14 protein-coding genes are annotated in these 19,624 nt (G+C 55.0%); 4 read left to right on the top strand and 10 right to left on the bottom strand.

Features of this window, described 5'->3' with window-relative positions; genetic code table 11:
• Positions 1 to 4 precede the first annotated feature (4 nt).
• Positions 5 to 988 (bottom strand): ABC transporter permease subunit, encoded by a 984-nt coding sequence (locus NST69_RS10720; protein WP_036729919.1) that lies wholly within the window; start codon positions 986 to 988, stop codon positions 5 to 7.
• A gap of 415 nt (positions 989 to 1,403) precedes the next feature.
• Between NST69_RS10720 and NST69_RS10715 the strand changes: the two genes are divergently transcribed.
• Positions 1,404 to 2,240 carry an AraC family transcriptional regulator gene (locus NST69_RS10715; RefSeq protein ID WP_342549236.1) on the top strand — a complete coding sequence of 279 codons (837 nt, stop codon included), beginning with the start codon at positions 1,404 to 1,406 and terminating at the stop codon, positions 2,238 to 2,240.
• Between the two features lie 279 nt (positions 2,241 to 2,519).
• Here NST69_RS10715 and NST69_RS10710 read toward each other — a convergent pair whose 3' ends face one another.
• The 8 genes from NST69_RS10710 to NST69_RS10675 form a co-directional block, all read right to left on the bottom strand.
• Positions 2,520 to 3,608: an endo-1,4-beta-xylanase gene (locus tag NST69_RS10710; protein ID WP_342549235.1), complete on the bottom strand. Its 1,089-nt coding sequence runs from the start codon at positions 3,606 to 3,608 to the stop codon at positions 2,520 to 2,522.
• Positions 3,609 to 3,651: 43 nt separating this feature from the next.
• Positions 3,652 to 5,214 carry a glycoside hydrolase 43 family protein gene (locus NST69_RS10705; RefSeq protein ID WP_342549234.1) on the bottom strand — a complete coding sequence of 521 codons (1,563 nt, stop codon included), beginning with the start codon at positions 5,212 to 5,214 and terminating at the stop codon, positions 3,652 to 3,654.
• A 29-nt stretch (positions 5,215 to 5,243) separates the two neighbouring features.
• Positions 5,244 to 7,166, bottom strand: coding sequence for a carbohydrate-binding protein (locus NST69_RS10700; protein ID WP_342549233.1), 1,923 nt, complete (start codon positions 7,164 to 7,166; stop codon positions 5,244 to 5,246).
• Between the two features lie 203 nt (positions 7,167 to 7,369).
• Positions 7,370 to 8,431 carry an ABC transporter substrate-binding protein gene (locus NST69_RS10695; protein WP_342549232.1) on the bottom strand — a complete coding sequence of 354 codons (1,062 nt, stop codon included), beginning with the start codon at positions 8,429 to 8,431 and terminating at the stop codon, positions 7,370 to 7,372.
• Between the two features lie 191 nt (positions 8,432 to 8,622).
• Positions 8,623 to 9,591: a galactofuranose ABC transporter, permease protein YjfF gene (yjfF, locus tag NST69_RS10690; RefSeq protein ID WP_342549230.1), complete on the bottom strand. Its 969-nt coding sequence runs from the start codon at positions 9,589 to 9,591 to the stop codon at positions 8,623 to 8,625.
• Positions 9,581 to 10,621, bottom strand: coding sequence for an ABC transporter permease (locus NST69_RS10685; RefSeq protein ID WP_340979208.1), 1,041 nt, complete (start codon positions 10,619 to 10,621; stop codon positions 9,581 to 9,583). Before NST69_RS10685 ends, yjfF begins: the two co-directional genes overlap by 11 nt.
• Before the next feature lie 7 nt (positions 10,622 to 10,628).
• Positions 10,629 to 12,152: a sugar ABC transporter ATP-binding protein gene (locus NST69_RS10680; RefSeq protein ID WP_342549229.1), complete on the bottom strand. Its 1,524-nt coding sequence runs from the start codon at positions 12,150 to 12,152 to the stop codon at positions 10,629 to 10,631.
• 73 nt (positions 12,153 to 12,225) lie between these two features.
• Positions 12,226 to 13,266, bottom strand: coding sequence for an ABC transporter substrate-binding protein (locus NST69_RS10675; RefSeq protein ID WP_342549228.1), 1,041 nt, complete (start codon positions 13,264 to 13,266; stop codon positions 12,226 to 12,228).
• A gap of 269 nt (positions 13,267 to 13,535) precedes the next feature.
• Here NST69_RS10675 and NST69_RS10670 point away from each other — a divergent pair, with 269 nt between their 5' ends.
• Genes NST69_RS10670 through NST69_RS10660 form a run of 3 tightly spaced genes read left to right on the top strand, consistent with a single transcriptional unit; the run spans position 13,536 to position 17,898 of the window.
• Positions 13,536 to 15,338, top strand: coding sequence for a sensor histidine kinase (locus tag NST69_RS10670; protein ID WP_209875733.1), 1,803 nt, complete (start codon positions 13,536 to 13,538; stop codon positions 15,336 to 15,338).
• Positions 15,339 to 15,340: 2 nt separating this feature from the next.
• Positions 15,341 to 16,939, top strand: a complete 1,599-nt coding sequence (locus NST69_RS10665) for a response regulator (RefSeq protein WP_342549226.1) — start codon at positions 15,341 to 15,343, stop codon at positions 16,937 to 16,939.
• Positions 16,936 to 17,898 (top strand): substrate-binding domain-containing protein, encoded by a 963-nt coding sequence (locus NST69_RS10660; RefSeq protein WP_339313727.1) that lies wholly within the window; start codon positions 16,936 to 16,938, stop codon positions 17,896 to 17,898. Before NST69_RS10665 ends, NST69_RS10660 begins: the two co-directional genes overlap by 4 nt.
• 3 nt (positions 17,899 to 17,901) lie before the next feature.
• On the opposite strand, the gene NST69_RS10655 is transcribed toward NST69_RS10660, so the two are convergent.
• The gene (locus NST69_RS10655) at positions 17,902 to 19,257 is read right to left on the bottom strand and encodes a hypothetical protein (protein WP_342549225.1); all 1,356 of its coding nucleotides are present in this window, start codon (positions 19,255 to 19,257) and stop codon (positions 17,902 to 17,904) included.
• Positions 19,258 to 19,624: the final 367 nt, after the last annotated feature.

Genomic DNA, 19,624 nt, shown 5'->3' with positions numbered 1-19,624 from the left:
CTCTCTAAAACAGACTGGAGCCTGATACCCGCTTGGCAATATAGTTACTGGAGAATATTAGCGCTACCGAAATCACCGATTGAATTAAATCTATCGCCGCTGCATAGGAGAACCGCCCGTCGCTTAACCCCACCCTGAATGCGTAGGTCTGGACAATCTCAGAGGTTGGATTATTGATACTGTTGCCTAACAGGTAGGCCTGCTCGAAGTTGGAGCCGACCAGTCCGCCGCCGAGAATACTCCCGATGGTCAGCACCAGCACAACAACGATAGTTCCCTTCATCCCCGGCAGGGTGATATAACGGATTCGCGCCAGCCTTCCGGCACCGTCAATCTCAGCAGCCTCATACTGGGAAGGACTGATCCCCGATATTGCCGCCAGAAAAATAATCGTCCACCAGCCCATCTCCTTCCACACCGCACTCCCTACCGCCAGCCCCCAAAAGTAATTCGGACTGGTCAGGAAGGCCAGCGGCTCATCCGTGAAGCCCATCGCCATCAGCGCCTTATTGACCACACCGACATCGGCGGACAGGAAGGCATAGGATACGCCAACCACGACCACCCAGGAGATAAAATGCGGCAGATAGCTGATTGTCTGCACAAACCGCTTGAAGGCCATGTGCTTCACTTCGTTCAGCATGATCGCCAGCAGGATCGGCGCCGGGAAGGCGAAGATGACCTTCAGCAGACTAAGGACCAGCGTGTTGCGGACCAGCTTGCCGAATTGATAGTCATGGACGAATTCATCGAAATACCTCAGCCCGACCCAATCGCTGGTGAAGATTCCTTTGATGCCGCTGGAGATGCTGTAATCCTTGAACGCCATCAGAATACCGAACATCGGAGTATACGCGAAGATCAGCAGATAGATCATGCCTAGCCCGACGAACAAATGCAGTACTTTCTGTTTTTTAAACCGCTTCCATAATATCGACCGCCGGCCGCCGCCGGTTCCGAGACTTCTTGGCTGTGTTTCCAATTCCATATGCGCTCCTCCCTCGTACCTTTAGTTTACCTGCAAGCCCGGGGACGGCGTAAGCCAACATTCTTAAGAAAGCGTTGTCATTTTTGAATACGCTTCCTTTGTTTATTTGTTGTATTCGTCTTATAGTATAGAAGACAGACTTAAGATTTGAACTTGAAGCTTGGTCGTCACTGCGGTGAACATTTGGACTTCCGGCCGCTGTTGTATTAGGATTTCCCGATTATATCTGCTCTTCGCGGTAGAAATCCGGTGACTAGCTGATGCTTACGATGCGAGCTTTCCTGCGGAAAGCTTTCAGGCGGTCGCTAACGCTCCTACAGTTCCAAATTTCCCCTACGCTTCTTTTTGCTTTTCGTTAATTTCATTAGTGCTTCTTATAACAGAAGTTCTAAGATGAAGGATATAGGTGCCAACTATGAACTCAAAGGAATTCGGACTTGGCGAGGGTCCAATGGTAAAAGGGAACGGGTACAAGCCCCCCAATCTGCACAGATGGGGACCCGGCGTCCGTGATGTATATGCGTTGCATTATATCGTGAGCGGCAGAGGTTACTTGAAGACCGGCCAGGCGGTACACCCTGTGGAGACGGGTGAGAGCTTTATGATTTTTCCGCAGACGGAGGTGTATTATTATCCTGATCCGCAGGACCCGTGGGCGTATTGCTGGATTGAGTTCAGCGGGGCGGAGGCTCTGCGCTTACTTGCCATGATTCATATCTCACCGGACCAGCCCGTTGTAACGGCTGCCCCGCAGGATTTCAGGGCTATGTTCGATCAGGTCAAGGGGTATCAACAGGAGCCGTATGCACGGGAGCGCTCGGATGCGGCGCTTCATCTGCTGCTGTCGTATTACATGGAATATTATCCGAGTGAGCAGGCCAGTCTCAAGAAGGACTATGTAGGGTCAGCGAAGGCCTTTATTGAGAGTAACTATTGGAAGTCTTCCTTGTCGGTGCTGGATGTGGTGGAATATGTGTCGATTGAGCGCAGTTACCTGTTCCGGCTGTTCAAAAAAGAGACGGGCACCTCTATCTCCGGCTACCTGACCACCGTGCGCATCCGGCGGGCCTCCGAGCTGCTGGCGGAGTCGCGGTTGTCGGTGAAGTCGTTGTCTTACTCAGTCGGCTACCACGACCCGCTGTACTTCTCGAAGATATTTAAGAAGGTTACTTCGTACACGCCGTCACAGTACAGGAAGGTGTATAGGGAGGGGACACTCATTCTTCCTCCGGCGGATGGGGGTAGGGGGTGAGGATGAGGTGGGTCACATGAGGACGCCTGGGCGGCGCGCGGATAATTTGCCTGGGCGGGTGAGCCATGCTGGTCCTGATGCTGGCGTTCGTTATTTCGTATACAATCGGCCAATTGCACAACTCGCGTCTGCCCAATGTGTTCGGTTTTTCGACTACATTTGGTCCACGCGCCTCTACACTGCCCATCTCAGCAAAAAAGGGCTGCTCCCGGCGTGTAATGCGCCACGGGAGCAGCCCTTAAGTAATGCTTTTAGTACATACTTCGTGCCTGCCTCAACTTACTCGGCCGGAACGGGTTCCAGCACGGGCTGGAGATCCAGTTGCAGGTCTGGCTCAACCACACTGTCCGGCTGGATCAGACTGTCAGTGATAGTGAGGTCCTGGGCGTCGTTGGATTCCATCAGGGCTGACGAGCCGCCCAGGTATTGCTTTAGCCATTTCAGGGCAGGGCGCTCTGTACCGTTGGAATTCACCAGATGGGTATTGGCTGCCCAGGTCTGATTCTGGATGTAGCCCCACAGGGTTACGCCCTTAACGGAAGGATGGTTCCAGAGCACAGGGAATTTCTGTTGGTATCTGGCAAGCTGGGTGTTGTCATCACCGGTAATATCCAGCTCGGAGACATAGATTGGCAGGCCTGTTGCAGCAAGCTTACCCAGTACAGTATTCATGGTGCTCACACTTACGTTATCCATATTGAAGTAGTGGCACTGAATACCAATACCATCGATCAGTCCTCTGGATTTCAGGATATTGATAATGTTCACGTACTTGTCGGCCGCACTGGGGTCACCGATAATGCCATATTCATTAATGTGCAGCTTGGCGTTAGGGAAGGCGGCTCTGGCCTGCTGAAAGGACCAGATGACCCAATCCCAGCCGGTGCTTCCGTCGCCGCCGATGGCATTGCGGTAGGACGGCTTGGCATGAAGCGGTTCATTGACGACATCCACGAAAGCAGTCTTCGCCGAATAACGCTGGCCTGCCTGAGCAATGAATGAGCTGATCTCCGCTTTCTGCTCCGATGCCGGTAAGCCGGCCACCCAGTTCGGTTCCTGGCTTCCCCAGACGAGGGTATGGAACTTGAACGGGATGTTCCTACTGGAAGCATAGTTATAGATCATGTCCGCATTGCCCCAGTTCATCTGGTTGCGGTTGCCTTCGATGGAGCCCCATTTGGTGCCGTTCTCAGGCGTTACCTGATTCCAGTAGGTAGTGAAGTTGCCCGGAGCACTGCCTGCAATGATATTCCCCAGAAATTTCGATCCATTGGTAATCGCTGCGCTGGCATTGCCTGCCATCACAGAGGTGAGCAGGACACTCGCTAAGGCGAGCCCGCCCACGACCTTCTTAATTCTGTTTTTCAAGTGAATACATCTCCTTCTTCTAATTGGGTTGAAATTCAGACAACTATTCCAGACGCAGATAATCAAAATCCGCATAGCCGCCCGCTGACTTCGTCGCATAATTGAACAACGCAAACCGGTAGCCCATAAAGTGAGGCAGCGTATAAGACATCTGCAGCGTATTCCCTATGGATGTCCAGTTGTTGCCGTCCAGACTATAGGAGAAGTACGCCTTATCCGTCTGATTAGTGAAATCGCAGAGCACCTTCAGATAGACTCTGTTCTGGCTGAGCGGCACACCCGCCACTTGAGTCATAGACCCGGAGCTGGCATTGACCATCACAATGGATTTGGAATTGCCGGACATTTTCACACCGACGAACCCGTATTTCGCCTGAAAAGCTGCCAGTCCGGCAACGTCCCCGTCCTTCATTCCGCCCGTCTCCAGAGCCGTGACGCCTGTGCCCTTCGGTCCGAACGTCCGCTGGGTCAGCGTGTTCCGGGCATCCAGCAGACTTGTGCTTACCTTGCCGGTCGTCAGCCGCATGAAGCCTTGGCGCTGAGTCAGCGACCACTTCGAGTTATCAGGATTGTGGTTCCACTGCCAGACCTTAGCCAGCCCTGAGCCTGAAGATGGGGCTGTGAACTCGTCTGACGCGTACACCTTCTTCACCGGATACCCTTCGGCAGGCAGGTTCAGGGTCCGCGGCGCCTTGCCCCCGCTTCCGAAGACCGGCCAGTTCCCTGACCAGGTTACCGGCACCAGATACGGCATCCGCCCGACCGCCCCGCTGTCTCTGAAGAGCATCGCGTACCAGGAGCCGGATGGCGTGTCCACGATTCCACCCTGGGCAATGCCCGAGTCGTTAAGTGACACCTGCCCCGTATAGCCTCCAGTTAAGCTGGTGGAGCGGTAGGTCAATTGGGTGCGTCCGCTTCCCGAAGGCCAGCAGATCAGGAACACATAATAATAGCCGTTGATCTTCTGGATATGCGCGCCTTCGGCCTTCACGATGAAGCTCGAACCGGCAATATTGCTGGAATTCGGGATGATGACCTGACTGATTCCGCCAGACTTAATCGCCTTGGCATCTGCCGTCAGCTCAATCAGGCTGATATTATCCACTCCGTATACCAGGAAGACCCGGCCATTGTCGAACAGCAGCGACGCATCGTGATAATAGCTGTTCAGGACCGATGAGGTCCAGGGGCCATTTTCAATATTCGAGGTCTGATAGATATAAGTCCGGCCGGTTGAGTTGGACCCGAAGGACACATAGTAGATCCCGTTATTGTACCGGATGCTGCTGGCCCAGGAACCCTTGCCATATTCATTCTGTCCGTTGTTCAGGTTCTGGGCATCCCCGTTCGCATACGTATCGTAGACATAGTTCACGATTTCCCAGTTCACCAGATCATAGGACTTCATGATAGGGACTCCGGGGGTCATATGCATGGTGGTACTGGTCATGTAATACACATTGCCTACCCTGATGACATCATTGTCCGGGGCATCGGCATAGATAAACGGGTTGGTGAAGGTCGCCGCCGCAGCCGTAGAAGGATTGAACAGGATGCCAAGCATGAGCGAAATTGCCAGCAGGTACAGCCCTGCCTTTTTAGCCATAATCCCATTCCTCCCGCCCCATTGCTTCGTCACTGGCTCCATTCAATATAATCCACATAGGCGTCCCAGCTTCCATTGTCCGTAGTTACGACCAGCTTGACCTCCTGATTGCCGGTGGCGTGGGCCACATTGGTCAACGTCTGTACAGAAGGGGTTGTGCCGCTAAAATTGAAGGAGCCAACGTTCACACCGCCGATCAGCAGATCCACCCGCGCCGTAGAGGAATTGTTAGAAGCCCCCCGGACCGAGAAGTTATGCGTGCCGTAGGCATAATATTGATTGAACGCAGCAGCGTCATCATTCCCGTACAGCGCCACTCCGCTGAAAGGGGAAGTGATCTTGCCCGCATAGGTCCCGCTGAGCGTCATATCCTCCGCTTCCACCTTGCTCACCGGAGGAGGCGTCGTGCCGCCATCACCGCCCGTAGAGAACTGCCAGTAATCAAAGTTGAACAGATTGTTGGAGCCTGATCCGGTGAAGACCAGATAGAGTCTGTGCACTCCTGTCGCATTGCTGACCATAGTCTGTACCTCCTGCCAGGACTGGGCTCCTCCTGTATTAGGAACATTTAGCGTGCCGACCAGCGGGCCGGTTGCGCTGTCGAGCCGGATTTCGATTTTACCGCCGCCTGTGGCGGAAGCTACATTCGCCTTGAAGCTGGAAGCGCCGGAGGAGCCGAAATCGGCATTGCCCACAGCAACCCAGTCTCCATTGTTAATATTGGTCACATTCATATTGCTGACAGGACCGCCCGCAGCCTGCGTACGTTCCGTTGTAATGCCTGCATTCCAGCCGATCGTCTCGGCTTCCACCCGGGTGTACGGATTGAGACTTACAATCTGGGCGATGCCCGCCATGTCTCCTTGAACCTCCTGGATGGTTCCGTTCGAATTATGGACCAGCTTGTTGATATGCGGAGAACGGTAGCCTTTGCCGTCACCGAGGACAGCCTTCGCCACAGTCTGAGCGTGATAGACAACATACCATTGGTTGTTGAAGTTAAATACCGCATGGTGGTTGTTGCCGCCTACCCCGAAGAAGGTGTAAGGATTCTTCAGAAAATGTCCGGTGTACGTAAATGGCCCCATCGGACTGTTGCTGACCATGTACCCGATTTCACCTGCCGGATAGGCAGCCGGGTGCGTGCCGGAGAAGTTGAAGCAATACGAGTAATAATACTTGCCGCCGTACTTGTGGATGCCCGAATCCTCGAACATATAGGGAGCATCAATAGTGGAGGCGCTTCCAACAATGCTGGTCATATCCGCACCCAGTCTCAGCACGCGGGCTGTCTTGGGACTCGCGATAGATGCCGGGTCCGAAGTGTTGGGGATGCCCCCGCCTGCATACAGGTAACCGCTGCCGTCGTCATCGACCAGCACCGCCGGGTCAAACAGCCAGGTCACCCCGGACATTCCCGGCGTACTGCCTGTCACCAGCGCTTTGCCCAGCGGATCGGACCATGGGCCAATCGGAGAGTTGGCTGTCAGTACCCCGATGCCTGATGCCCCGTTGGCGAAGTACAGGAAGAACTTGTCCTGTCCGTTGATTTTCTTCACGGCTGCTGAAGGCGCCCAGGAGAGCGAGGCCCATTTGGCAATACCCGCAGAACCGTTGACATTATTGGCTCCGGCTACCGGGATGGCGCCATGGTCTGTCCAGTTCACCATATCTGCCGAAGAGATGACATTAATTTTGTTCAGTGCGCTGAAATCATTATCCTTTACCGTTCCGTTGCTGTTATAGACATAGGCATCACTCGACATATAGATATAGACTCTTCCGTTGTACGTCAATGCGAAGGGATCGGCACCCAGCTTGTGGTCCATCAGCGGATTGGAATTTCCCGGCTGTTTGGCTGTGGCATTCCCTGCCGCCTGAGCAGACAGCATAGGCAGACAGCCCAGCAGCAGAACAAAGGTCATCGCAAGCACCGAGAGCTTTTTGAACATCGGCATTCTCCTCCATTACATTTTTTGTAAACCCTTTCAATCGGATGCGTTACTTATGCCGGAAGCTCACAATCCTCCCCTCCTATTGAATTACTTGAATGAATCTACTAATATTTGTTATTCGAGATCATCTTATTATACTTCTGCCCAATGAACAATGTAGATTTTTGTTTGAAAAGTTGAAATTTTTTGGTTTTTTTGTCTTAATATTTGCGGTTGTTGATCTCTATTACAGCCAGCTCCTGGGTGTATATATCCTCCGGGGTCACCATCCGTTTCGGCAGGGTCCGGCCGGCCATAATCTCCTTCACGGCCTGCATGAGCAGAGGCCCGAGCAGCGGATTACATTCGACCACCGCGTTGATGCTTCCCGCCACCATCTGCTCGAATGCCCGCCGCGTCCCGTCCACCGACACAATGATTATATCCTCCCCCGGCACAAGCCCTGCCTCCTTAATGGCCTCTACCGCGCCGATCGCCATATCGTCATTGTGGGAATAGAGTACGCGGGGCCACTGCTCCTTCGGCTGCTGCAGGAAGGTCTTCATCACCTCATGACCACCGCTGCGCGTGAAATCTGCCGGGGCGCTCAGGGTAATCCGCAGGTTCGGCTGATCCGCGATCAGCTTGCGGAACCCGCGTCCGCGGTCGATGGACGGCGTTGAGCCTACGGTTCCCTGCAATTCGGCAATGCGGATCTCTTCGCTGTGATGGCGCATCTTGTCCCTCACATACTTGGCCGCCTTCACCCCTTCTTCGTAGAAGTCAGAGCCGATGAACGTGACATAGAGCGAGCTGTCCGGTACATTCACTGAACGGTCCAGGATAATCACCGGAATTCCGGCCTGCTTAATCTCCAGCAGAATCGGCTCCCAGCCGGTCTGCACCACAGGCGCAATGGCGATCACATCGACCCCGCTGCGGATAAAAGAGCGGATGGCCTCGAACTGCTGCTGCTGATCCTGTTCGGCGTTCTTCAGCAGCAGCGTAATCCCCGCCTCCCCGGCGGCTTCGCGGATCGAGGCGGTGTTCGCTTCCCGCCAGGTACTCTCCGATCCGAGCTGGGAGAAGCCCAGCACGATAGGCTTGTTGTCAGCGGCAATCTCCGCTGCGGATGGCAGCAGGCCTGTAAGGGCCGCAGGAGAAGGCTCGGACATGGGAATCGACTGTGGCCCGCCGTTATTTCCGCCACCCGTGCAGCCGCCCGTCAGCATCAGTGTTAGGACGAAGAACAGCAGCACTAGGTACCCTTTTACTGTTCGCAAGCAGATTCCCCCCCTTCCGTATGATAGCGATTACAATTATATAGCAAGTGGAAACGGCTTTGCCATCCTTTTAAAGGACGGTATTCGTTTCAGCGAGAAATAGAAGGATAATGTATAGCGTGAAACATATACATTCTTATATTTCAATAAAATGGAGAGACAAGTATAATTTGTCTCTCCATGCGCAGTGCTTATTCTTTTAAAGTCAGCCGCCTGGAGCTTAGCACCCGCTGCAGCAGGATGAAGATGAACAGCAGCAGGCCGATGACGATCTTCGTCCACCAGGAGCTGAGTGTGCCCTCGAAGCTGATAATCGTCTGAATTACGCCTTGAATCAGTACACCGAAGAAGGTGCCCAGCACATATCCTACACCTCCGGTCAGCAGTGTGCCGCCAATGACGACCGCCGCGATAGTGTCCAGCTCGAAGCCGACGGCATGAAGCCCGTACCCCGACAGCATGTAAAAGGTGAACACCACGCCTGCCAGCGCCGAGCATAGCCCGCTAAGCGTATAGACCAGCACCTTGGTTCTCGCCACAGGCAGCCCCATCAGCAGTGCCGATTGCTCACTGCCCCCAAGGGCATACACATTGCGCCCGAACCGGGTATAGTGGGCCGTGAAGATAGCGGCTGCTACGACAAGTATAGCGATAACAGCGCTGATGGAGAGGAAGCTGCCGCCCGGCAGCGGAATTCGCGTCTGGGCCATAGCGGTATAGAAGGTGTTATCAATAGTAATGGTATCGATGCTGATCACATAGCATAAGCCCCGGGCCAGGAACATTCCGGCCAGTGTGACGATGAACGGCTGGATGGAGAAATAATGAATAATCGCTCCCATAGCCGTGCCGAATACCGCACCCATCAGGAGCACAAGCGGGATCACCACGGCGGGCGGCCAGCCCTGCTGCTGCACGAGGCTCGCCGAGACCATAGTGGATAACGCAATTACCGAGCCGACCGACAGATCGATACCGCCGGACAGGATGACGAAGGACATGCCCACCGCCGTGATTAGCAGAAAAGCATTGTCCACCAGCAGATTCATCAGCACCTGAAGGGAGAAGAAGCCGGTGTACCGGAAGGAACCGGCGGTGAACATGACGATGAATAGCAGAATGGTGACAACGATCGGAATATACTTGCGGTTAAGAGACATGACGGCTCATCTCCTTCTCAGCGGGGTAATGCCGCGACTTCCAGCGGGCGGCAATCGCGGCGCGGAAGGTATCCGACTGGATCAGACAGACGGCCAGGACGACACAGGCCTTAACAACCAGCGTAATCTCCGGCGGCACACCGATCATATAGATGGTGGTGGTCAGCGTCTGGATGATCAGCGCTCCGATCACGGTGCCGGTAAGATAGAAGCGGCCGCCGTTCAGCGACGTCCCGCCGATGACCACGGCGAGAATAGCGTCCAGCTCATACCAGAGACCGGCATTATTGCCGTCAGCGCTGGAGACATTCGAGCTAAGCAGCAGGCCGGCGATACCGGCGCATAAGCCGCAGAACACATAGACAGACAAGATGACTAAGTGGGCACGGATGCCGGACATCTTACTGGCGGCCGGATTGCAGCCCACCGATTCGATGAACAGGCCGAGGGCCGTCCGCCGGGTAAGCAGCAGAGCGATCACCAGAACCAGAGCTACGACAAAAATAGAAAAAGGCAGCGCCGCCAGTGAACCGGACCCGATGTACGCATACTTGGTGCTGGTTACCGTAATAATCTGTCCGCCGGTAATGAGCTGGGCGATGCCTCTTCCCGCAACCATCAGAATCAGCGTGGCAATAATCGGCTGAATCCCGGCCCCGGAGACCAGTAGTCCATTCCAGGCTCCCAGCATCAGGGACAAGCCTGCGGCGAGCAGCACCGAGGTCAGGATCAGCCCCAGACTGTTCTGATCCGCTCCCCTGCTGATACTCAAGCATGCGATAGCGCCCGAGATGGCTACTATGGAACCGACCGACAGGTCGATCCCCTTGGTAGCGACTACCAGCGTCATTCCGATAGCTACGAGGATCAGCGGGGCACCGAAGTTCAGTATGTCGATCAAGCTGCCGTATAAATGCCCGTCATGGACGGTGATCGAGAAGAAATCCGGCGAATAACACAGGTTGAACAGCAGCAGTGCAGCCAGAACGCACAGCGGCCAGAATAAGTGATGCTTCATTATTGAGCTCATGATCGGTTCAGCCTCCCGCAATCGCCTGCATAATCTGCTGCTGGCTCATGTCCTTCTCTGAAATTTCCTTCACCTTGCGGCGGTCGCGCAGAATGGCGATCCGGTCGCTGACCCGCAGCACCTCCTCCAGCTCCGAGGAGATGAACAGGAACGACATCCCCTGCCGGGAGAGCGTCAGCACCAGCTTCTGAATCTCTGCCTTGGCTCCGATGTCGATGCCCCGCGTCGGCTCATCGAGGATGAACAGCTCCGGCTCCGTCAGCAGCCATCGGGCCAGCAGCACCTTCTGCTGATTGCCGCCGCTGAGGTTCTTGATCAGCTGGTCCGGGCTGGGAGGGTTGATATTCAGCATACGGATGTATTCTCCGGCCAGCTCCTCCTGCCGCTTGCGCGGGATCGTCTTGAACATCCCGTCCTTGGCCTGGAGCGCCAGAATAATGTTCTCTCTTACTGTCAGATCGCCGATGATCCCCTCGGTCTTGCGGTTCTCCGAGCAGAAGGCGATCCGCCGTCCTATGGCTTCCCGGGGGGAGTGCACCCCGCCGCCAGTTGACGGCAGGATCACTTGCCCGAAGTCCGGCTTGTCGGCACCGAACAACAGCCGGGCCGCCTCCGTCCGCCCGGAACCCAGCAGCCCGGCCAGTCCGACGACCTCTCCCTTACGGATATTCAAGTCGAACGGCTCGATTCCGCCCCGGCGGCCCAGCCCTTCCGCCCTCAGCAGCTCATCGCCCAGGCTGTTCTTGTCCTGTGCCGCAAGCTCAGGCAGCTCATCCAGCAGATGAAGCTCCTTGCCGATCATTTTGAGTACGAGATCCAGGCGGCTTAGCTCGTTCGCCATGTATTCTCCGACCAGCTCGCCGCCGCGCAGAATAGTGACCCGGTCGGAGATTTCATACATCTGGTCCAGAAAATGCGTCACAAACAGGATCGACAGCCCCTCCTGCTGAAGCTTCCTCATAATGCGGAACAGCTGATCCACTTCGTTCTGATCCAGGCTTGAGGTCGGCTCATCGAGAATCAGCACCTTCGCCGAGATATTCAGCGCTCTGGCAATGGCAACCAATTGCTGAACCGCTACAGAGTAGCTCTGTAGAGGCAGGGTGACGTCAATGTGCAGATTCATCCGTTCCCGGAGCAGCTCCGCTGCCCGCAGGTTCATCTGCTTCCACTGGATGCAGCCGAACCGCCGCGGCTCCCGGCCGATGAAGATATTCTCGGCCACGGTCAGGTTGGGGCACAGATTCACCTCCTGATACACGGTGCTGATGCCCGCAGCCTGCGACTCCTGCGGGCTGCGCATGGAGATCGCTGTGCCCTCCATCTCCACAAGTCCTTCATCAATCGAATAGACGCCGGTCAACACCTTGATCAAGGTGGACTTGCCGGCGCCGTTCTCGCCCATCAAGGCATGAACCTCGCCGGGGAACAGGCGCAGACTCACATCTGTCAGGGCTTTCACCCCCGGAAAACGTTTATGTATCCGGGTCATTTGCAATATGGGCTGCTGTGTGCTCAAGGCTATATCCACTCCTTCTTCTCCATAGACAACCACTCCGGCGGTTCAAGGACCGCCGGAGCAAGGTTTCTACCCGAATTGCTGATTAATACTGGCGGCTAGGCAAAGCTTCCTTGGCCTGCTCGGAAGTGAAGGTGGTCTCCTCGGTCACGATCCGGGCCTCTACCGGCTTGCCGTCGACCACATCTTTAACTACCTGCATCAGCTGAGGTCCAAGCAGCGGGTTGCACTCAACGATGAAGTTGATTTTACCTTCACTGGCCGCCTGCATGCCGTCCTTCACGGCATCGACAGAGATGATCTTGATATCCTGGCCCGGCTTCAGGCCTGCTGCTTCTATCGCTTGAATCGCCCCCAGCGCCATATCGTCGTTATGGGCATACAGCACATCGATATCCTTATTGGCCTTCAGGAAGGCCTGCATGACTTCCTTGCCCTTGGCGCGGGTGAAGTCGCCGGTCTGTGAAGCAATGACCTTGAGGTGCGGGTTATCCTTGATGGTCTCGGCGAAGCCTGCCATCCGGTCATTAGCCGGAGCTGAGCCTGTAGTTCCCTGCAGCTCTACAATGTTAACGTCCTCGGAAGCGTCCTTATACTGCTCAGTCAGCCACTTCCCTGCCTTGCGGCCTTCTTCCACGAAATCGGAGCCCAGGAAGGTAACATACAGTGAGGTATCCTTGGAATCTACCGCACGGTCTGTCAGAACAACCGGGATGCCCGCAGCCTTAGCCTCCTTCAGCACCGTATCCCAGCCGGATTCTACTACCGGAGAGAAGGAGATGACATCGACCTTTTGCTGGATAAAAGAACGCAGTGCCTTGATCTGATTCTCCTGCTTCTGCTGGGCATCCGAGAATTTCAGCGTGTAGCCTGCTTCCTTGGCTGAATCCTGAATGGACTTCGTATTCGCGCTGCGCCAGCCGCTCTCCGCCCCAACCTGTGAGAAGCCGAGCGTGATGTCCTTGGCCTCTTTGGTGGCATTTGCCGCCGGCGCCTTCGTTGCTGCACTGTCTGTCTTACCTGTATCCGCCGCCGTGTTCCCGCCGTTATTGCTGCTGCATGCCCCTAACAGGGTCATGGACAGGGTCAGGGCCAGCACAGCCCCCACTTTTCCAAGCTTCTTCATATCTCCTTATTCCTCCCCCTTGACGTTCACCTTGTTCCGGTGTTGTGCCCATTATAGAACGCTTACAGAAGAGCATTATACGGGCAGCCTTTGGCGTTTACTTTCTAATTTTGGGTTTATTCCCTCCGAATAGGTATTTTGGTGTACTTTTTTATTCAAAAGGTGGATATTTTGTTTGCGCTTTCTTTTTTGTTTCGGTATTCCAATATTTGTTATAAAATAGAGTTAGGAACGGCATCTACTCTACTTGTGAAAGGGAATTCCCGATAATGCGGATTACACGCTGGATCTCCTCCAGTCTTAGAGCCAAACTGCTGGCTTTGTTCATAGTGCTGTCCACCATACCGCTGATTGCCGTCGGCCTCATTTCCTACCAGAAATCCTACCAATCCATTTCCAGTCACAGCAAGGCTTCAAGCATGCTTCAGGCCGAAATGCTGGGAACGAATATGGACAACCTGTTCAAGGATACCGAGCGTCTGCTGGAGCTTAGCAATAATCCTCAGGTCATCCACTTTCTGTTCTCGCAGTCGGAGACCTATCAGGAGGCCAAGGACATTCTGCAGACCTTCACCCTCTACCGGGACACCTACAAGTATGAGAATGTGCTCAACATCAGCCTGATTAATCTGTACGGCAAAGGCATCAGCGAGCGCCGGGGAATCTTCCAGTCGGCCAGCAACCCGCTGCGCAATCCGCATTTTCAGGCGTTATCCCAGAATCCGGAGCTGATCCTCCGGGTGCCCCCGCCGCTGATCACCGGCTATGACCGGGTGGACGGATTCACCTACGGGGACGAGGGTGTGATCTCGATTATGACGGCGGTCAAGCAGCGGATTACGCATGAGGTCATCGGTTATATCATTGTGGATCTGAGCGATTCCTTCATTAAAGAGTTCTGCGACAAGGTGACGATCGGTACTACCGGATTCTTCTACCTGCTGGACGAGCAGAACAATCCCCTCTATGTTCCTCCTGTGAGGGCGGGAGAACTTGCCGTTATTCAGGACAACCTGATTCCTGCGGGGGAACGGGGCAGAAGCGGCAGCTTCGTGCTTCAGACGGGCGGACCGCCCCGGTTCATCGTCCATACCTCGTCGCTTGCAACAGGCTGGACGATTATCGGCATAGCCCCGCTGCAGGAGATCGTGGCCGAGGCGAACCGGATCAGGCAGCTGATTATTATCAGCGTGGGCTTAAGCATTATTTTTGCGATCACGCTCCATTATCTGTTGACCCGGCGGCTAACCCGGCCCATCCAGCTGCTCCAGCACAAGATGCGCCTGACCGCAAGTGGCTATCTGGAAGCCAAAGTCAAGCCGGACGGTACCGATGAGATCGCCGATCTCGGGCAGAGCTTCAACATTATGGTGGAGCAGATCAAAGAGCTGCTGGCCCAGAGCATCCGTAAGCAGCAGCAGCTGCAAAAGGCAGAGCTGCGGACGCTTCAGGCGCAGATTAACCCTCATTTTCTATATAACACGCTGGATTCTATTGTCTGGATGGCGGAAGCGGGGAATCACGATGGCGTGATCCGGCTAGTGAAGGCGTTATCCGCGTTCTTCCGGCTTAGTCTCAACAACGGGCGCGACTGGATACAGATCCGCTCCGAGCTTGCCCATGTGCAGAGCTATCTGATCATCCAGCAGATGCGCTACCACGACATCCTGGAGTTCAAGGTGGAGGTGGCGGAGGAACTGCAGGAGTATCCGATTCTGAATATGACCCTGCAGCCGCTGGTTGAGAACGCCCTGTATCACGGAATTAAGAATAAGCGGGGCATGGGACTCATCCGCATTGGCGGGTACACCGACGGAGGCACCATTATGCTTACGGTCTCGGACAATGGCATCGGCATCCCCGCCGGGCGGCTGGAGGCGCTAAGGGAATCGGTTGAGCATCCCATTCAGTCGGAAGAACCCGAGGACACCGGCCAGGGCGGCTTCGGCCTGCAGAATGTGCATCAGCGGCTGCGGCTGTATTTCGGGCCCGAATATGGTATCCGTCTGGACAGCTCGGAAGGCTATGGCACACAGATTACGGTTCGCATACCCAAGAACAGGGGGGTCTAGTGATGAAGAAGATTATGCTGGTGGATGACGAGATCCTGATCCGCGAGAATATCCGGGAATGCATCGATTGGGAGAAGGAGGGCTTCCTCTATTGCGGTGACGCTCCCGACGGTGAGCTGGCGCTGCCTATTATTGAAGCGCAGCTGCCCGACATTCTGATTACCGATATCAAAATGCCGTTCATGAACGGCCTGGAGCTTACCTCTGTCGTCCGCCAGAAATTCCCGCAGATCAAAATCATTATTCTCAGCGGCCATGATGACTTCCAGTATGCCCAGCAGGCGCTGCGCCTGGGGGTCGAGGATTACTGCCTGAAGCCATTCAGCGCAGCCGACCTGCTGCAGCTTCTGCGCAGCGTCAGCGCCCGGATTGATGAGGAATTACGGATCAGGCACAAATATGCCTACACCCCCGAGAATCTGTTCGCCGATCTGTGCGGAGGCCTGATCAGCACCGCTGCCGCCTATGAAGCGGCGGCCCAGCTTGAGCTGCAGTTAACAGCTCCTTACTACGCCGCCGCTATATTTACTCTGCATCCGCCCAATATGGAGGAGTCCCCGGAGCTTCCCCCCGCTTCACCGGATGCTGAGGCGCTGTTAGCGGGCCTGCTCAAGGAGGCGGCCGACAGCTTCATCTACAAGCGCAGCCGCATGGAGATGGTTCTGATCTATAAAGGCAGTGATCCGCTCCGGATGAACCATACTCTGGATGACCTGTGCGCGGCTGCGAAGAAGCGGCTGAGGGAGGGCTGCGGGCTGGAGCTGTCCGTCAGCCGGGGCAAGGTCTGTGAACGTCTTCAGGGCATTCACCTCTCCTATCTGGAGGCCGAGAATGACCGGATGTTCAAGCAGATGTCCAGAATGCATTCCGCCGCTATGCTTGAGGCGTATTATGACCCTAGCGCCCATGGGGTTCTGCTCGACAGAAGCCGGCTGGTCCAGTTCCTGAAGTCAGGCGACCACAGGCAGATGTCCGGCTTCCTGCTGGAGCTGTCCAAGGAGCTTGAGCAGATGAACTGGAACTCAGGATATGCCTGTTACCTGATGAACGATATCACCCTGGAGCTGGTGCAGACGGCGAAGAACGGGTTCCGCACAGCCGCGGGCCACGCCGGCATACTCCAAGAATTGCAGACAGAGCTGAAGCAAATCTCCAGTAGTGATGACGGCCTTCAGTATCTCAAGCAGCTGTACGAGCGGCTGTGGGAATGGCGGTCCGAAGGAGCAGACAAGCACCGTGAGCTGATCGACCGGGTGAAGCAGTATATCCGTGAGCAATACGACAAGGAGCAGCTCTCCCTGAATGACATCTCCAAGGTGGTCAGGGTCAGTCCCAGCCATCTGAGCAAGACCTTCAGTCAGGCGACCGGGCAGACCATCACGGAATTCCTGACAGCTACACGTATGGACCGGGCCAAGGAGCTACTGAAATCCACGGGGCACAAAACCTTTGAAATCGCCTATCTGGTCGGCTACAACGATCAGCATTATTTCTCCAATCTGTTCAAAAAAGTAACGGGGATGACGCCCATGGAATTCCGCAGGCAGGGAAATACCGGGGAGCAGCTGCACACGATCCGCAGAGGGGCGGGACATGCGTGAGCGTAAACAGGCTTAGGGGATGGTCCGTGGTTCTCCTGCTGCTGACGGCAGGCTTCCTGCTTGGCGGCTGTCTTAAGGCAGCCGGAGCAGCGGATATTCCTGAGAAGACAACGGGAGATTCTCCGTTAAGTGCAGGTGAAGAACCTCCGCTGACCTTCGGCATTATCTACCCTATGGTGAATGCCACTTACGAGATGATCACCGGAAAAGCGGAAGCGGTAGCGCGGAAGCATAATGTAGAGCTGCTGGTGCAAGCTCCCGATGAAGCCAATCTGGAGCAGCAGATCCGCATCATGGAGATGATGATTAAGCGGGGGGTAGACGGCATTGCGATTGCTCCGGTGGATTCGCAGGCGCTCACTGCCATGATTAACAAAGCGGCCGCCCAAGGAATTCCTGTGGTCTGCTTCGAATCGGATTCGCCTGCCAGCCGGAGAGCAGCCTATATCGGGGCGGATAACCGGGCAACCGGCGCAGTGATGGGACAGACGGTGGAACGTCTGCTAAGCGGCAAAGGAATGATTTTGGTGGAGTCCGGAATGTCCCGGATGCAGAGCACCCGGGAACGACTGCTGGGACTTGAGACTTACCTGACTCAGCATACGGACATTGATGTACTGGAGATCCGTCACAACGACGGCAGTGAGGAGCGGGCTGCCGGGCAGCTGGAGCAGATGATCTCGGATCATCCCCATTTCAGCGCGCTGGTTAATCTGGATTTTGTCTCCAGCACCAGCTCTGTCCTGGTCTGGAAGGCCAAGGGGCTGAAGCGTTATAACCTCGCCCTCGGCCTGACCCCGGCCTTGCAGCAAGCGCTGGATAACGGCCAGATTACCCGTGTGATCTCACAGAACGAGCAAAACTGGGGTGAGGATATCATCAACACGCTGCTTCTACAGGCCAAGAGTGTAGACACAGCCAAATGGATCAACACGGATATTGCGATTATTGGGGAGTAGCCATTAATAAGACCCGGCGCTCAGCTTAAGAATCGTGCCGGTGGAAGCCGGAAGGACGTCGGCATAGCTCCCCAGTCCGAAATAGAAATCGCCACCCTGTTCCTCGAAGGAACGGGCGAACGTGTCCCGGCTGAAGTGGAAGACTTCACTCCAGCCCTCCCTGCCGGCTGCGAAGCTGGAGGTGCTTTTGCGGTAGACGTAATTCGTATATTGTCCCGAGGCTTCCTTGACATAACCGAGCACATACACCGTCTCCCCGCGCTCCAGAATATCCATAGGCACTACAGCAGAGTCAGGCAACAGCTCCTTGCGCACATTCTGGAAGTTGGCCGCTGCCGAGTACAGCCCTTGCGGGATAGATTGATGGTCGTTATAGATCACACCCGGAATATAGAGCAGCCGGTCGTTCACCGGGGTCGTACGCAGGAGCTTCAGCCAAGGCTGGCCGCTGACACCGGGAACATTCACTTCACCGGGTTTGGTCACGAAGCTGAGACCCGGGAACAGTTGGGTACTGGTAAACGTCAGCTTGGAGGTCTGAATTCCCCCGCTTGTGCTCTGCTTGATGGAGGTCATATACCCCTTTTCATTTGGAATCCCCTGGGTCTTCCCTGCCGTGGCCGAGGAAGCGAACAGTGTGTCACCCAGCTCGAACAAATTATACGCACGCATAATACCGTATTGGGAGACCGTGCCGAAGCGGGTCCAGGTGCTGCCTCCGTTAGAAGATACGTAAATCAAGGGCCCTTCGTTAGCGCCCAGTGCTGCGTACAGCTTGCCTTTGTAGTAGGCCATATCGTACACATGGATGCCTCCGGGAATGTTCATGTATTGATCCCAGTGATCCCCGTTCAGCCGATAAAAATTCCCGTAAGCCCACCCTGGTACCCTGGAGTCATGCCCGGGAATATACAGCTCCCCGTTCAGCACCTTGAAGGTATCGATCTGCTCATCCATGACATAGACATTGGTGGTTACCTTGCCTGTCGCCGGGTTCGTATACGTAACATCCTGCACAGAGAATTTATTCTGGGCAAGATCCCAGTAATAGATTGGAACCGGCCCCGCATTGGGCGAAGGCGCATTGTTGCTGCTGTTGCCGTGGCCCAGATAGATTTTGCCGCCAAAAAGCTGCATGTCCCAGACATTACGCGCATAAGCCGCTTTCTTGAACGGGCTGCCCAGCACTGTAATGGAAGAACTGACGTCCACAGCAGCCAGAGCCGCTTCGCCTGTCCCGATCACCTGTCCACTCTGGACAGGCGAAGCCAGTACCTGCTCCCCTCCCGCATATGATACAGCACCCAGCAGCATAAGCCCCGCACACAATCGGCTTATATGTTTTATTACTCCATGCATAGTAAATCCTCCTAATCTTTGGAATGAAGCAATGATAAACTAATTATTTGTAAAAAAGAAGATGCAGAGGAAATATTAGTACTTCCGGTATAACAGCAAGGTAAACGCGTAGCGGCAGGTCTGGGCGGGAAGACCCAGAATAGGTGGGATGCGGGATGCTATGTGGAAGACCCAGAGATAGGCAGGATACGCGATGTTTATTAGGCAGGCTGAATAGTTGAGTAATGACAGGGAACAAGGTAGCGGGTGTGGCTCATCGGATACAGGAAGTAACCGGCTCCAACGTACAGCTTCGAGCAGTATACAGTTGGAAAAACGTATCTTAATCCACCAGTGTTCATTTTCCAACTAGTTCCAGTCCCAATTC

Source organism: Paenibacillus sp. FSL P2-0089 (assembly GCF_038595095.1).
GTDB classification, from domain to species: domain Bacteria; phylum Bacillota; class Bacilli; order Paenibacillales; family Paenibacillaceae; genus Paenibacillus_AQ; species Paenibacillus_AQ silagei.
Note: the sequence above shows the minus strand (reverse complement) of the source record. Positions and strands in the feature narration are given on the sequence as shown.

Coding starts and splice junctions, on each gene's coding strand:
- NST69_RS10720 (WP_036729919.1), bottom strand. CDS start 988: ATGGAATTGGAAACACAGCCAAGAAGTCTCGGAACCGGCGGCGGCCGG.
- NST69_RS10715 (WP_342549236.1), top strand. CDS start 1,404: ATGAACTCAAAGGAATTCGGACTTGGCGAGGGTCCAATGGTAAAAGGG.
- NST69_RS10705 (WP_342549234.1), bottom strand. CDS start 5,214: ATGGCTAAAAAGGCAGGGCTGTACCTGCTGGCAATTTCGCTCATGCTT.
- NST69_RS10700 (WP_342549233.1), bottom strand. CDS start 7,166: ATGTTCAAAAAGCTCTCGGTGCTTGCGATGACCTTTGTTCTGCTGCTG.
- yjfF (WP_342549230.1), bottom strand. CDS start 9,591: ATGTCTCTTAACCGCAAGTATATTCCGATCGTTGTCACCATTCTGCTA.
- NST69_RS10685 (WP_340979208.1), bottom strand. CDS start 10,621: ATGAGCTCAATAATGAAGCATCACTTATTCTGGCCGCTGTGCGTTCTG.
- NST69_RS10675 (WP_342549228.1), bottom strand. CDS start 13,266: ATGAAGAAGCTTGGAAAAGTGGGGGCTGTGCTGGCCCTGACCCTGTCC.
- NST69_RS10670 (WP_209875733.1), top strand. CDS start 13,536: ATGCGGATTACACGCTGGATCTCCTCCAGTCTTAGAGCCAAACTGCTG.
- NST69_RS10665 (WP_342549226.1), top strand. CDS start 15,341: ATGAAGAAGATTATGCTGGTGGATGACGAGATCCTGATCCGCGAGAAT.
- NST69_RS10655 (WP_342549225.1), bottom strand. CDS start 19,257: ATGCATGGAGTAATAAAACATATAAGCCGATTGTGTGCGGGGCTTATG.